Genomic DNA, 15,589 nt, shown 5'->3' with positions numbered 1-15,589 from the left:
TTTGAAAATTGAAAAGGTTATTGAACAGTTTACCAATAGTGGATTGGTTGAAAATCGCTGCAACTAAAATTTCAATTTAGCGAGACCCAAAAATCAGGTTTTTATTAGGGTCTCGATGGGGTCTCTTGATTTTTGAAAAAGAATGAATATTTTGAAAGGTAGTAAAAACAAAAAACCTCGAAATTCCTAAGATTTTCGAGGTTTTGATAACTTTTGATAAGCTATTCCGCGGAGAAAGAGGGATTCGAACCCCCGGACCTGTTACAGTCAACAGTTTTCAAGACTGCCGCATTCGACCACTCTGCCATTTCTCCAATAAGTCGTGCAATCATTTCCGTATTGCGAGTGCAAATATAGAACGTTTTTTTATTTTTGCAAACCTTTTAAGAATAAAAAATATAAAAAAATTCACTTTTTTTTTAACTCTTTCATTACGAAATAATTATAGAATTAAAAAAAATTAATAATTTACATATTCAGTAATTTCTAAACCATATCCAATCATTCCAACACGCTTTGTTTGCTCTGTACTATTAGAAAGTAATTTGATTTTTGAAATATCAATATCATGCAAAATTTGAGCTCCAATACCAAAATCTTTGGCATCCATTTTTATTTGAGGTGCTTTTAGCTCGCCCGATTCTTGAATTACTTTTAATTCAGTCAATCGGTCTAATAACTCAATAGATTGTACTTCTTGATTAATAAAAATGATAGCTCCTTTATCAGCTTCATTTATCTTGCGAAACATATCATCCAACTTTTTATCAAGATTATTTGTCAAAGTACCTAAAATATCATTATTTACTTGCGTCGAATTAATACGTGTTAAAATAGATTCTCCACTACTCCACGTGCCTTTAGTTAATGCAATATGAACTTGCTTATTGGTCGTTTGTAAATAAGCTCTCAAACGAAATGTTCCAAAACGTGTTTGGATATCAAAATCTTCTTTCTTTTGAATTAAACTATCATGTTGCATTCTATATGCCACCAAATCTTCAATTGAAACCAATTTTAAATCAAACTTCTTTGCCACTTCAAATAATTGAGGTAAGCGTGCCATAGTTCCATCCTCGTTCATAATTTCAACAATTACTCCTGCTGATTTAAAACCTGCTAATCGTGCAAAATCAATGGCAGCTTCTGTATGCCCTGTTCTTCTTAAAACACCACCTTGTTTTGCAATTAATGGAAAAATATGTCCTGGCCTAGCCAAATCATAAGGTTTGGTGTCTGGATCTATAAGCGCTTGAATTGTTTTGGCTCTGTCTGAAGCAGATATACCTGTACTCACACCGTTTCCTTTTAAATCAACCGAAACTGTAAAGGCAGTTTCCATATGATCAGTATTATTGCGAACCATGGCATGTAAATCTAATTCCTTACAACGCGATTCTGTCAAAGGAGCACATATAAGCCCTCTTCCGTGCGTTGCCATGAAATTAATCATCTCAGGGGTTACTTTTTCAGCAGCGGCTAAAAAATCACCTTCATTTTCTCTATCTTCATCGTCCACTACTATAATGATCTTTCCTTGTCGGATATCTTCAATAGCTTCTTCAATAGTATTTAGTTGTATAGTTTGTGACATGGGGTAGTTAGTTGTTGTTTGTTTGTGTTAATTTTGAAAATAACTTCATAATTGGCTCTGTAATCCAATCAAAGTTTACCATTATTCCAATATCATTTGTAGCTCTATAGGTTAGCAACACCGCAAAGGGTGTCATTAAAATAGAAGCCATCCAAGCACCTAAGAATGGTGGAATTGAATCTTCTTGAGCCAACTTTCTTCCAAATGTATTGATAAAATGAAAAGAGATAAAGATTAGCATAGCAAATACAATAGGTAATCCCAATCCACCTTTTCTAATAATAGCTCCTAGTGGCGCTCCGATAAAAAACATTAAAAGACAAGAATATGCAATAACAAATTTGTCATGAATTGCTAACCAATGGGTGTTTATGTTTTTTGATTTATATTCTAAATCGGTTTTATTATTATGAATGCTAAATTCTGTGCTTGAAACATTGTTTTTAGCCATTTCAAGAATTTGTCTTTTTTCTATTTTTGAAAAAAGAGATAGCAAATCTTTTACTTCATTTTCCTTTACAGTAGATTGCACATCTGAATTAGGCATTTTTTTATTAAAAACATTGTCATTTCGTTGTACGATATTGTCTGCAAAAGAAATAACATCTTTATTATAGCTTTTTTGAAGTGAATCGATTGTATATTTTAATTCAGGAACAGTTAACATTTTTTCAGATGTAATTTCTCCATTATCCATCTCTGCTTGATTCAACTTGGTTAAATCAATATTAATTACATATTTTTTGAAACTACTTTTAGCGAAAGGTAATTTATTTCGTTCTTCATATTTTTTTGGATGAATATCTTCATAATAATAACCATCATACAATTCTAATTGCAAATAATTAGAATCATCTTCACTAGTTAGTAACCCTTTTTTTGCCTTTATAATTGTGTTAGCACCTAAACCCATGTTATTATTTTTAACATGCATTGTAACACCTTCTAAAAACTCACCATTGTCTCCAGATTTTTTATCTACTTTAATATTTGAAGTTCCAATAGTATTAAATTGTCCTTCAGCAATAGCCATAGCTGGTTTTTGCTGTACAATTGTTTTTCTAAGATTTATAAATTTATATTGCGCTTCAGGTATTACATTATTAGCAAAAAAGAATGACACAAAAGCTAGTATTCCAATAGTAATCGTAAGCATTTTCATAGCTCTCTGTAAAGAAATACCCGAAGATTTCATCGCCGCAAACTCATAATTCTCAGCAAAACTTCCAAAAGTCATAATACCTGCCAATAAAATAGACAATGGCAAAACTAGTGGAACAATGGTGGGAGCATAAAATGAAAGAAACTTTACGATTGTAAAAAAATCTAAATCTTTACCCGCTAATTCGGCGATGAATAGCCAAATTCCTTGCAAAACGAATATAAAAAACAAGATTACAAATACCGTAGTAAATGTAATCATGAAGGATTTAATAATGTATTTATCTAAAATTTTCACCCGAACTTTTTTAGTCTAATTTATTGATGTAATAATTAGGATATTTTGATTTGGTAAAGGTAAAATGATTTTTCGATAATGGCTGATTTGTTTTAAAAGAATTAACAGTTAATGTTGTTTTTGTACCGTTTTTTCCCACTTCAATCACTGTGTAGATATGCTTTGTTTGTGTATCGATACCTATAAGAATTTCTTTACGTGTATCTTTAGTACTATTTGGTGTTAACTTTACATACTGAATTTTTCTTCCTTTTACATTTTGAAGTATATCCCAAGCATATTTATATCCCGAATTAAAAAAAGTCAACATTTTATTGGGTGTTATCGATTTGTCATCTGATTCGTTATAATTTTCTACCGTTATCTCTTCATCTTCAGGTACAATCGTGTATATTTTTTTACCATCAAAAATCTTAGTAACGCCCATAAAGTTCAAGTTATACAAATTGCCTTTTAATGCCACATTACCATTACTCTCTTGATTAATTTTTTCTTTTGGGTTACTCAAAGAATATTTAAAGTCAATTACAATATTTTCATACGATTTCACTTTTGCTGACACTTGATCTAAAAGCTCTTTTGCTTTTTTAGCATCTTGGGCATGCAGTGATAATCCTATAAAAAGTAAGAATACGACACTTAAAATACGTTTCATTTTGATATTAATTTTGTTCATTATTTAAAAAATGTTCCAATGCTACTAAATCTGGAATTAAAACGGAACGAGCTTTACTTCCTTCAAAAGGTCCAACAATACCTGCCGCCTCTAATTGATCAATCAATCTTCCTGCTCTATTGTAACCTAATTTTAATTTTCTTTGTATCAAAGAAGCACTTCCTTGTTGTGCTGTAACAATAACTTCTGCAGCCTCTCTAAACAAAGAATCTCTTTCAGAAATATCTATATCAAGTTTTATGCCACTTTCCTCACCTACATACTCAGGAAGTAAATAAGCTTCTGGGTATGCTTTTTGCGAACCTATGAAATCACATATCTTATCTACTTCAGGGGTGTCTACAAATGCACACTGTACTCTAACAATTTCATTTCCTTGTGTATATAACAAATCGCCTCGTCCAATTAGCTGGTCAGCTCCTCCTGAATCTAAAATAGTTCTAGAATCAATTTTTGAAGTTACTCTAAAGGCGATACGTGCAGGGAAGTTTGCCTTAATCATTCCAGTAATTACATTTACTGATGGGCGCTGCGTAGCAATAATTAAATGAATACCTATAGCCCGAGCTAATTGTGCTAAACGAGCAATAGGTGTTTCTACTTCTTTTCCTGCCGTCATAATTAAATCCGCAAACTCATCAACCACTAAGACTATATAGGGTAAAAAACGATGTCCATTTTGTGGGTTTAATTTTCTATGTTTAAATTTTTCATTGTACTCTTTGATATTTCTAACCATTGCATCTTTTAACAAAGAATAACGATTATCCATTTCAATACACAACGAATTTAAAGTATTAATTACTTTTGTATTGTCAGTAATAATAGCATCACCACCATCTGGTAATTTAGCTAGATAATGACGCTCAATTTTATTAAACAGTGTCAATTCAACTTTCTTTGGATCAACCAAAACAAACTTAACTTCTGCCGGGTGCTTTTTGTATAGTAATGAGGTTAAAACAGCATTCAATCCTACCGATTTTCCTTGTCCTGTTGCACCAGCCATCAACAAGTGAGGCATTTTTGCTAAATCCACAACAAATGTTTCATTAGAAATTGTCTTTCCTAATGCGATAGGTAATTCCATTTCTGCAGTCTGAAATTTCGGTGAAGAAATTACACTTTTCATTGAAACCATTGTCGGATTATTATTAGGTACTTCAATACCAATAGTCCCTTTCCCTGGAATTGGTGCAATAATACGGATACCTAATGCCGCTAACGACAAAGCAATATCATCTTCTAAGTTCTTAATTTTTGAAATACGAATTCCTGCTTCAGGAACAATTTCATATAATGTAACCGTTGGACCAACAGTAGCTTTTATTTGCGAAATACCAATACTATAATTCTTTAAGGTATCAACAATTTTATTTTTATTTTCTTCTAATTCGGCTTGATTAATGGTAATTCCGCCCGAAGAATATTCTTTCAATAAATCAATTGGAGGAAATTGATAGTGTGACAATTCTAACGTTGGGTCAAACTCACCAAAATCTTGTACTAATCTTGCCGCTAAATTTTCTTCCACCAAAACTTCTTCTTCCACTTTTTCAATTACAAAAGCGTCTTCATTAACAAATGTTTCTTGAGGAATACTTTTATCTACAATAGAAAAATTTGTTGTTTCTGGAGTTTCTGTTTTTATTTTGGGCTCTAAACTTAACTCAGAAGCATTTGAAATAGTTGGTTTTAAAGCTTCTTTATCTATTTCAAACGAACTTGGATAAGTTTTTAGTTCAAAATTTCCCATTTCTTCCTCATCTTCAGTAAGAACAAAATCATCTTCTTTTGAAGAAATAGCAACAATTGGTAAATCATTTTCTGCTTCTAGATGTTCTTCTGCTGGCACATTATCCGATAATGTAGCTTCAGATGAAACTTCTGCCACCATATCTTCTTTAAAAGAATCATTAGACTTTTCAAAAACAGAAGTAAAAGTATCAGGTGAAATTTTAATTTTAAACACCAAGAAAATTAAAATTCCAAAAAGTAAGACTAATAAAGTTCCTGTTTTACCTATATAATCTTGAATGAATAAATTCATTTCGTAGCCTATAGTACCTCCTAATTGCGGGATTACATTCCAAAAGAAACCTAATAAAACAGACCCAATAATGATTAAAAAGCAATCCCAAAAAAAACTTTTTTTCAATTTAGCAAGCGCCATATCTAACACCAAATAGGCTCCAACTAAGAAAATAATCCTAACAAAAATAAATGACGTAACTCCAAAACCTTTATACAAGAAAAAATCAGCTAAAAAAGCACCTATTTTTCCTAACCAATTATCAGTTTTAGCACTTCTGTTTGCCAATTGGGCAACTTCACTCTGATCCGCATTTCCAGTAACAAAATAGGAAATGAAAGATAATAGTAACGCTAAAGAAAAGAAAATAAGCAAAACACCAACAATAAACTTTTGTTGGCGGCTCATATTTAATGAAAACTTTTTATTGACTGTTTCTGTTGCTGTTTGAGCAGTGTCTTTTGAATTTTGTTTGGCCATTTAAACGGAACAATTTTTACAAAAGTAGCTAAATTAAAACAAATATGGAAAATAAATAATACATCCTATTGTAATAGCTGTCAAGGCAGCAAAAAATACTGCTCCAGCAGCAATATCTTTAATAAAACCAATACGTTCATGGTAATCAGGATGAATAAAATCGGCTATTTTTTCAACAGCTGTATTTAACCCTTCAATACCTAAAACTAAACCAAAAACAAGGATTTGCATCATCCACTCCATTCGGTTAATTCCAAAATAAAATCCAGCAACTGTCATTAAAATAGCTAATGATGATTGCACCATTACACTATGCTCTGTAGTAATTAATTTAAATGCACCTTTAAGGGCAAATACCATACTTTTTAACCGACCCGTAAAAAGCGTTTCGTCTTTTTCAAATTTCATATTTCTATAATACTGCTAATGCAGCTTCATAATTAGGCTCGTCAGCAATTTCATTCACTTGTTCTGTGTGAAGAATAGTTCCATTTTCATCTAAAACTATTACTACACGTGAATGTAAACCCGCTAAAGGACCATCAATAATTTCTAAACCATATTTTTTTCCAAAACTTCCGTCTTTAAAATCAGAAAGATTGATTACATTTTCCAACCCTTCAGCACCACAAAAACGTTTTTGAGCAAATGGTAAGTCTCTTGAAATACACAAAACTTTAGTATTATCCAATGTACTCGCCTTCTCATTAAATTTGCGTACTGATGCCGCACATGTTCCAGTATCTACGCTTGGAAAAATATTTAAAACGACTCTTGATCCAACAAAATCAGCTAAAGTTGCAGTTCCTAAATCTGTTTTAACTAAATTAAAATCTATCCCTTTTGAACCTACTTTTGGCAATTCTCCTGAAGTGTGAATTGGATTACCGCCTAATGTTACTGTTGCCATACCTATATTTTTTTTATGAGTACAAAATTAAAAAATATAATTCAATAAGAAGAAATAAAGTCTTAAGATTAAATTATTTTTCATTTTATAAAATCCAATAATTTGTTTTCTGCGTAAATGCAATTATAACTTTTAAAAATATAAAAAATGAAAACCTACAAAATTTTAGCAACAGGACTCGTAGCCTTCGGGTTATTTTTCAGTACAACAACTTTAGCGCAATCAAAAGAAAAGACTGTGGAAGTAGGCGGAGCTCCAATGTACCCAAGTAAAAATATTATTGAAAATGCTGTAAAGTCTAAAGACCATACCACTTTAGTTGCCGCTGTAAAAGCAGCTGGTTTAGTTGATGTGTTAATATCTGAAGGACCATTCACCGTTTTTGCCCCAACAAATGCTGCATTTGAAAAATTACCTAAAGGAACAGTTGAAACATTATTGAAACCAGAAAATAAAGTAATGCTACAAACTATTTTAAAATATCATGTTGTTGCTGGAAAATGGAATGCTGATGATATTAAAGAAGCAATTAAAAAAGGAAATGGAAAATATTCTTTTAAAACAATAAGTGGTTACACATTAACTGCTTGGATTAAAGAAAACACCCTTTATATTACAGATGAAAATGGTAATAATGCAAAAGTAACTATTTCAGATGTAAATCAAAAAAATGGAGTTATTCATGTGATTGATGCAGTTGTAACTCCAAAATCTTAATGCTCATAATAGATTGTTTAGTTTAAAGTTGGTTCAAAAAAACTCCGAAATTGTGTTCGGAGTTTTTTAATTTATTTTTGCAACCAATTCTTAAAATCAAAAAAGTTTTGAGGTGCTACACCATGGCCTACTGGGTATTCATGATATTCCACTTCTAGCCCTAAATTTTCCAAAGCTGGCTTTGCCTTTCTTGCCCATTCTACAGGAATTACTTGATCAACTGAACCATGAGATACAAAAAATTTTAAATGAGAAATACCATTTGTATCGATAACTTCTGGCATAATTTCCTGATTAAAATAACCACTTAAAGCAACTACTTTTGCTATTTTTTTTGGAAAAGTCAATGCTATTGCATAACTCAAAATAGCACCTTGACTAAATCCAATTAAATTCACATTTGTTGTGTCAATTGGATACTTATTTACAATTTCATCAATAAAATCAGCAATTAAATGAACCGATTCTATTGCTTGCTCATTGTCTGAAAACTTATTCTCATCAGCATCAAAATGAATAGCATACCATGCGTGTCCATAGGGCTGCAAATCATAAGGAGCTCGAACAGAAATTACATAATATTCATTTGGCAATTCAGATGCAAAAGAAAACAAGTCTTCTTCGTTACTACCATAACCATGCAATAAAAGTAAAAGTGGATTTTTATCTAACTTAATTTTTGGCTCTTGTACAAGATAATATAAATTCATTTTTTAGAAACTTTTAAATATTTTTTGATAAAATTCTCCTAAAAAAGGAACTATTTTCATTTGACCATTCAAACAATTTATAAATCCATAAATCCACAAAATAAAAATAAAAACCCAAAAAGAAGCCGAAACCATCCAATTATCAAAATAACCGATTGGATAACCTAACAAAAAGAAAGTTAAAAAAATCCCTAAAGCTTGTCGAATATGAAAACTAGCAAATTCACTACGATTTTCTTCTTGATTCATAAATATAGCTATTACAGAACCAATAATGGTTAAATAGCTTACAATTGCAGTTTGTTTTCCTTGTTCAATTTTGTTCATTTTGCTAAAATTAATCAATCATTAATTATCAATTGTCCATTATTGTAAACACCTATCACTTTTCCTTTCATTTTTTTTCCTAAGAAAGTCGAATTTTTAGATTTTGATAGGATGTTTTCTTTAGCAAATATCCATTCTTTTTCTGTTGTAAAAAGTGAAATATCAGCTTTGCTCCCTACTAAAACAGAAGGGTTAAAAACATTAAAAACCAGTTTATTAGACACTAATTTATCAACTATTACTTCAAGTGGTAAAATGGTCATCAAAGCTCCAAAAGCACTTTCTAATCCTATAGTTCCATCTTTGGCTAAATCGAATTCTAATTTCTTATGTTCAATATCCAAAGGATTATGATCGGAAGTAATACAATCAATAGTTCCATCTAAAACAGCTTCGACTAAAGCTTTTCTCGTAGCTTCTTCACGTAGTGGAGGCAATACTTTGTATCGGGTATCAAATCCCATCAACTCTTCATCATTTAAGACTAAATTGTGAACGGCTACACTACAAGTAACTTGTAATCCTTTAGCTTTTGCTTCTTTTATTAATTTGATGCTTCCTTGTGTGGAAATCGTTGGAATATGTAATTTTCCACCAGTATATTCTAACAAAAATAAATTACGGGCCACTTGCAATTCTTCGGCTAAAGCTGGAATTCCTTTCATCCCTAATTTTGTACTCACAACTCCTTCATTTGCAATTCCGATACCTTTTAAAGTATTGTCCTGACAAAAAGCAATCAACATGCCGTCGAAATCCTGTACATATTGTAAAGCAATTTTCTGAAGATTTGCATTTTGTAAAGCTTTCTTATAATCACCGAATGCAATAGCTCCAGCGTTTTTCATATCGAATAATTCCGCTAAATCGGTTCCTTCACTTCCTTTGGTTAAAGCTCCGATTGGATGTAATGCAGTCGCCTGATTTTTTGCTCTATCTAATACAAATCGTACTTGCGCTTGATTATCAATTATTGGGTTCGAATTTGGTTGTAGTGCCACAGCAGTAAATCCACTTTTTGCAGCAACTTTTAAACCATTTTCTATGCTTTCACGATCTTCATAACCTGGTTCTCCAAGTGAAACCGAGCTGTCCATCCAACCTTGAGAAACATGTAAATCAGGAACATTCACCACTTCAAAACCAGAAGTTGCTTGAATTTCTTTTTCTATTTGAGTTATCGTGCCATTCTCAATTTTAATGTCCATAGTTTGGTTATGAAACGGACTCGATGCATCGATTATTTTGGCTTGTTTTAGAATAACTAGCGTCATTTTACAAATTTTTGGATTAGTAGTTCTGTTATTAAAAATAGTAGTGTTGCGATGATAAACCATTTCCAAATTTCATTACTAGTTCGTTCAGAAGTAATGTCATTTAGAACGGTTGATATGTTGTTTACTTTAGTAAAATCTTCAAAACTTGAAGTTGAAATTTGTGTTAAATCACTTTCAGTTCTTGGATAGTTAAAACTGATTTTTTTTAACGATTCATTGCCTTTAATTACTCCAAAATTTCCTGCTTTTTCAGGATAATCTCCAAATGATAATTTACATTTTGCGTTCAAAATTTGTTGCATTGGAATGAAACTATACTCTTCGTTTTTAACAGAAATTACTTCGTCTTTTGCTAAAATAGTTTCTAAAATAAGATTTTCATTTTCGCCAATAGTATAAGCATTAATACCTGTTTTACCTTGATTTTGTCCCATGTTATAAAATGTTGGAACAATCAAAGGAGCATTTTGGAAGTTACTATTTTGCTTGTTTATCGGAGCAGAAAAAGCGTAAAAAGTTCCCAATCGATTGGTAGTTGAACCTACAAAAACCGAGTTGTCTTCGTATTGTAAAATGTTCGTAATTCCTGATAAAGCAAAACTTTCTTTTACATTCGGGTATTGAAAATTAGTTACTTTTTTCTCAAAAACCGTTTGATATAATGGATGACTAAAGTTGATTTTCGTAATTTGTTTTTCAGCGATTGAGATTTGTGAATAATTTAATCCACCGAAATTTTTTGTAAAAGTATTCAATAGACTTGTTGTGTTTTTCGCATTCGGAATCAAGATAATATTACCGCCTTTTTCATAAAATGATTTCAAGGTTGTTCCTAAAGCAATTGGCAAATCTTCCAATTCATTTAAAACAACAGCATCTTGATTTTCAATTTGATTGTAATCTAAAGTAGCTAATTCAGTACTTTGAAAATTGAATTCATCTGCTGTAAAAATACGGCTCAAGAAATTGTTCTTTTCTAAAGTTCCTACTGCAAGTACATTTGCTTTTTCTGGCTTTGAAATGCTTAGATAAAATTCATTATCATAACTTAAGCTATTATCTTCAATGCGAATAGTTCCATGAAAGTCGGTTTTGGGAATTGTGATTGAAATTTCTGTTTTCTGATTTTCAAACTTCGCAATAGTTTTTGCAACCGCCTTGTTATTGCTGAAAACAGAAAGTGGCACTTCTAAATCTGTATCACCAAAAGCATTTAACGAAATTTTTAATTCATAAAATTGGTCCAATACTTGAGAAATCAGGACTTTTTCAATACTGATATTGTTTTTATTTTCAGCTTCGGGCTGAATGAAATATACCACATTGTTTTCAGCTAAATCCAATGCTTTTTTACTTTCAGACTGAATAGCATCAGTAATGATGACGTAATCTTTTTTGGTGTTTTTCTTTTTAGTTTCTACTTGATTAATCAAATAATCCGACTGAAAAGGCATAGCAGAATACTCTAAATTTTGCAACTCCTTTTGAATTGATTTGATATCTGTGTCCCAAAAAACTTCAGAATTAGTCAACAACGAAAATTGTTGGTTTTCTGGTAATTCTTCTAATAATTCTTGGATACTTCGTTTTAGCAACTCCCCTTTAGTACCTTTGGCCTGCATGGAAAATGAATTATCTAATAAAATGATAAGTTCGTTGCCTTTATTAGTGGTGTCTTTTGCTTTAAAAAAAGGTTGAGCAAAAGCTAAAATCAAACAAGCTAACAACAATAAACGTGTGGCTAGCAAAAGCCATTTCTTTATTTTAGAACTTTTTCTGGTTTGAATTTGTAGTTCTTTAAGCAGTTTGACGTTAGTAAAATACTCTTTTTTAAAACGACGTAATTGAAATAAATGCACCAAAATTGGTATAACCAACAGAAAAAGGAAGTAAAGAATTTCTGGATGTTTGAACTGCATTTATAATTAGAATTTGTCAAAAGTACGAAATAGAATTGATAATTAATAATTGATAATTAATAATTATCTCTTCTTTCTCTTCTCCGCTCGTTTTCTTTCTACTCCTCTATTTCTAGATTCTGTTTTTCTTGGAGTACGTTTTCCTGGACCACCAAGATTTACTTTTTTATTTTTGTCTTTCTTTTCATGAAATGCTTGACCTCCTTCTTTTTTAGGAGTCTTCAACAAGAATTTCATTTTTTTCTTTTCCTTTTCGAAGTCTAAATAACGTTCTTCAATTTTTAAATCTTCAGGAAGTGGAAATTCTTTAATTTCGGTATCCATTAATAATTCCACCTCAATTTTACTTTCTACTTCACTTGGAGAAACCAAACTTATAGCGACACCTGTTTTATCTGCACGACCAGTTCTACCGATTCGGTGCATGTATTTTTCTGGCTCATCAGTAAATTGTAAGTTGATTACATGTGTAATGTCTGAAATATCTAATCCACGTGCCATAATATCTGTCGTAACCAAACCTCGTAATTCACCAGCCTGAAAAGCTGCCATGGTATTTAAACGGTAATTTTGTGATTTATTAGAGTGAATTACACCAAATTGCTCTGGAAATTCGCTTTCTAAAGTTTCCGAAACCAATTCAACAATACGTTTATTGTTTACAAAAATCAAAACACGATCCATTCCTTCTGTTTCTCGAACAAGGTGTTTTAATAAATTTAATTTGGTCAAAAAATTTGGAACTTGATATACTATTTGTTCAATTTGTTCTAATGGAGTACCACTTTGTGCCAAAGAAACTTCTTCAGGAAATTCGAAATATTCGTCCAACATCGCATCTACTTCTTCTGTCATGGTTGCCGAAAATAAGATGTTCTGCTTTTTTCCTCGCATCATCGATAAAATAGAAGTCAATTGGGCACGGAAACCTAAGTTTAAGATTTCGTCAAATTCATCAATAACTAGTTTTTGTAATTCATCAAATCGTAAAACACCATCTAATCCTAAATCCATTACACGTCCAGGTGTTCCTACTAAAACATCTACACCTTGCGCTAATGCTTTTCTTTGTGTATTGATGTTTACACCTCCATAAATACCTAGCGTTCGCACACTCATGTATTTAGTTAATTTTTCAACTTCTTCAGCAACTTGCACTACTAATTCACGAGTTGGAACTAAAATAACTACTCTTGGTGATTCGTTATTTTGAAATCTCCATTGCTTTAAAATTGGTAATAAATAAGCAAATGTTTTTCCTGTTCCTGTTTGCGCAATTCCCATCATGTCTCTTCCAGAAAGAATTACAGCATGCGATTTTTCTTGAATAGGTGTAGCGTGAACAAAACCTAATTCGTCTAATGCTTTTTGTAGTGATTTTGGTAAATCAAATTCTTGGAACGTTTTCATGATATTAAATTTGGTGCAAAGGTACATAAAGTTTTTGTAATGTATTTTTGGAGCAATGTAACATAGTTTAATCCATTTTTAGTTACTTTACAAACTCTTTTATACTAATTTGAATTGAAAAGAGTTTATTACTTTATGAATAAGAAAAAGCTGCTATACTTTATACTCTGTTTTTGTTTTTTTATTATGAGCGCCAATGCTCAAGTAAATGAACAAGAGAATGATAGCGCAAAAATTTACAAAGACATTCATGATTTATCTAAAAAAAGTAAGTTCAATAAGTTCATCTATAAATTACTTTTTCGCCCTTCTGCGCTCAAAGCCGAGAATTTAATTCCTGAGAAAAGCAACAAAAAACAATTAATCATTTCTAAAAAAGCGTCTGGTAAAGTAATTAGAAATATTACTATAGAAACACTAGACCCATTTGGTTATTCAATAAAAAATGAAAAACGAGTTCCTAAAAATGAATTTGAAAAGTTTGGGAATTCAATTCATTTAAAAACAAAAGAGTTTACAATTCGGAATTTGATTTTATTTCGAAAAAATGATCTTTGTGATTCTTTACTATTAAAAGAAACCGAACGTTTAATAAGAAGTCAGCGTTATATAAGAGAAGTTTCGGTAACACCTGTCTTAATTTCAACTACATCTGATTCAATTGATATAAAAGTTAGGGTATTAGATTCGTGGAGTTTAATACCAAACGGAAGTTTATCTGGAAGCCAAAGCAGTGTAAAAATAACCGAACGAAATATTCTTGGTTTTGGTCATCAAATTTCTGGTGAATTAGAAAATAAATTCTCGCCTAAAGAACAAGCAATTTCTGCTCAATATAGTGTAAACAATATCAAGAATAGTTTTATAAAATTAGATTTAGAATATACTAACGAATACAACAACGATAGCAAACGAAGTATCTCTTTAAACAGGCCTTTTTATTCTGTAATTGCTAAAAATGCGGGTGGCTTTTATTTTGAAAACAGAACCTTTACAGAACTTTTTCCAGTAGCAGACACCTTAGTGGCTGTGGCAACTCAGTATGAATTTCAAGAATATTGGTATGGAAGGGCTTTTAAAATTAATGGTGAAAGTACTTTTGATAAAAAAACAACCAATTTAATTACCGCAATTTCTTACAATAGAAAAGCTTTTTTACTACAACCAAATAGTATTTATGACAGTACTAATTTTTTTGCTACCGAAAAAAACATTATTGGTTATGTTGGTATTTCCAAACAAAGATTTTATCAAGATAAATATATTTTTAATTATGACATCACAGAAGATATTCCATATGGAGAAAATATTGCTTTAATTATAGGATACCAAAATAAAGCCAATCGCTCAAGATGGTATTCGGGAATTACACTTTCAAAAGGAAAAAAATTCAACTTTGGTTATTTAAGTGGTTTTGTAGAATGGGGAAGTTTTTATAAAGATGATGTTACTGAGCAAACTGCTTTTAAATTAGGATTTAACTACTTTAGTCCGTTGTTGCATCTAGGAAAATGGAAACTGCGCCAGTTTATTAAACCAACATATATTTGGGGAAATAATAGAGACACATCGTTTAAAGACCAACTTACACTGAACAATTATTATGGCATTGAAGGTTTTAATAATAGATTGACGGGAACTCAAAAATGGTTGGTTTCATTGCAAACGCAAACATACATGCCTGGAAGTTGGAATGGTTTTCGTTTTAGCCCATATTTAAACATTTCGATGGGGTCTTTAGCAAATAAAGACGAACTTTTTAACAGCAAAATCTATTCAAAATTTAGTATTGGAATTCAAATTAACAATGACTATTTAGTGTTTAATAGTTTTCAAATTTCGTTGTCTTATTATCCTTCTATTCCGTTTGAAGGCGATAATTTATTAAAAACAAATTCTTTTGAAAACACTGATTTAATCATTAACGATTTTCAGTTAGGCAAACCTGCTTATATTCGATATGAGTAGTTTTTTGATTTCAGGTTTCAGTTTTTTGGAACACAGATTGCAAAAATCGAAGTAATCTTTAAAATCTTTTATGAAGTTTATTTAACTTAACGATTCGCTTGTTTTTCCTT

Annotated in this window: 13 protein-coding genes and 1 tRNA gene; 2 read left to right on the top strand and 12 right to left on the bottom strand. The window is 31.2% G+C overall.

Annotated elements, in window-relative coordinates; all coding sequences use genetic code 11:
- Nucleotides 1–229: 229 nt before the first annotated feature.
- The 7 genes from VK164_RS02155 to tpx all read right to left on the bottom strand — a co-directional run bounded on the left by VK164_RS02155 (nt 230) and on the right by tpx (nt 7,151).
- A tRNA-Ser gene (locus tag VK164_RS02155) sits at nt 230–314 on the bottom strand.
- Nucleotides 315–460: 146 nt separating this feature from the next.
- Nucleotides 461–1,594, bottom strand: coding sequence for a 3,4-dihydroxy-2-butanone-4-phosphate synthase (ribB, locus tag VK164_RS02150; RefSeq protein WP_324207793.1), 1,134 nt, complete (start codon nt 1,592–1,594; stop codon nt 461–463).
- A 7-nt stretch (nt 1,595–1,601) separates the two neighbouring features.
- Nucleotides 1,602–3,053: an LptF/LptG family permease gene (locus VK164_RS02145; RefSeq protein WP_324207792.1), complete on the bottom strand. Its 1,452-nt coding sequence runs from the start codon at nt 3,051–3,053 to the stop codon at nt 1,602–1,604.
- Between the two features lie 10 nt (nt 3,054–3,063).
- Nucleotides 3,064–3,708, bottom strand: a complete 645-nt coding sequence (locus tag VK164_RS02140) for an outer membrane lipoprotein carrier protein LolA (protein WP_324207791.1) — start codon at nt 3,706–3,708, stop codon at nt 3,064–3,066.
- Between the two features lie 7 nt (nt 3,709–3,715).
- A complete protein-coding gene (locus VK164_RS02135) occupies nt 3,716–6,241 on the bottom strand; it encodes a DNA translocase FtsK (protein ID WP_324207790.1) in 2,526 nt (841 codons plus the stop codon).
- Nucleotides 6,242–6,274: 33 nt separating this feature from the next.
- The gene (locus VK164_RS02130; RefSeq protein WP_324207789.1) at nt 6,275–6,649 is read right to left on the bottom strand and encodes a diacylglycerol kinase family protein; all 375 of its coding nucleotides are present in this window, start codon (nt 6,647–6,649) and stop codon (nt 6,275–6,277) included.
- A gap of 4 nt (nt 6,650–6,653) precedes the next feature.
- Nucleotides 6,654–7,151 carry a thiol peroxidase gene (tpx, locus tag VK164_RS02125; RefSeq protein ID WP_324207788.1) on the bottom strand — a complete coding sequence of 166 codons (498 nt, stop codon included), beginning with the start codon at nt 7,149–7,151 and terminating at the stop codon, nt 6,654–6,656.
- Between the two features lie 147 nt (nt 7,152–7,298).
- Here tpx and VK164_RS02120 point away from each other — a divergent pair, with 147 nt between their 5' ends.
- Complete coding sequence (locus VK164_RS02120; RefSeq protein ID WP_324207787.1) at nt 7,299–7,868, top strand: fasciclin domain-containing protein; 570 nt, start codon at nt 7,299–7,301, stop codon at nt 7,866–7,868.
- A 71-nt stretch (nt 7,869–7,939) separates the two neighbouring features.
- Here the strand turns inward: VK164_RS02120 and VK164_RS02115 are convergent, their stop codons facing one another.
- The 5 genes from VK164_RS02115 to VK164_RS02095 all read right to left on the bottom strand — a co-directional run bounded on the left by VK164_RS02115 (nt 7,940) and on the right by VK164_RS02095 (nt 13,511).
- Nucleotides 7,940–8,578, bottom strand: a complete 639-nt coding sequence (locus tag VK164_RS02115) for an alpha/beta hydrolase (protein WP_324207786.1) — start codon at nt 8,576–8,578, stop codon at nt 7,940–7,942.
- Between the two features lie 3 nt (nt 8,579–8,581).
- The gene (locus VK164_RS02110) at nt 8,582–8,905 is read right to left on the bottom strand and encodes a hypothetical protein (protein WP_324207785.1); all 324 of its coding nucleotides are present in this window, start codon (nt 8,903–8,905) and stop codon (nt 8,582–8,584) included.
- Between the two features lie 14 nt (nt 8,906–8,919).
- Nucleotides 8,920–10,179, bottom strand: coding sequence for a dihydroorotase (locus VK164_RS02105; RefSeq protein ID WP_324207784.1), 1,260 nt, complete (start codon nt 10,177–10,179; stop codon nt 8,920–8,922).
- Nucleotides 10,176–12,101, bottom strand: coding sequence for a BatA and WFA domain-containing protein (locus VK164_RS02100; RefSeq protein WP_324207783.1), 1,926 nt, complete (start codon nt 12,099–12,101; stop codon nt 10,176–10,178). The genes VK164_RS02105 and VK164_RS02100 overlap by 4 nt, the downstream gene beginning before the upstream one ends.
- Before the next feature lie 63 nt (nt 12,102–12,164).
- Nucleotides 12,165–13,511, bottom strand: a complete 1,347-nt coding sequence (locus VK164_RS02095) for a DEAD/DEAH box helicase (protein WP_324207782.1) — start codon at nt 13,509–13,511, stop codon at nt 12,165–12,167.
- A gap of 186 nt (nt 13,512–13,697) precedes the next feature.
- Here VK164_RS02095 and VK164_RS02090 point away from each other — a divergent pair, with 186 nt between their 5' ends.
- Nucleotides 13,698–15,479: a hypothetical protein gene (locus tag VK164_RS02090; RefSeq protein ID WP_324207781.1), complete on the top strand. Its 1,782-nt coding sequence runs from the start codon at nt 13,698–13,700 to the stop codon at nt 15,477–15,479.
- Nucleotides 15,480–15,589 lie beyond the last annotated feature (110 nt).

Origin of the sequence: Flavobacterium sp. (assembly GCF_035299005.1) — a bacterium.
In the GTDB taxonomy this organism is placed as follows: domain Bacteria; phylum Bacteroidota; class Bacteroidia; order Flavobacteriales; family Flavobacteriaceae; genus Flavobacterium.
This window is presented reverse-complemented; position numbering and strand designations above follow the sequence as displayed.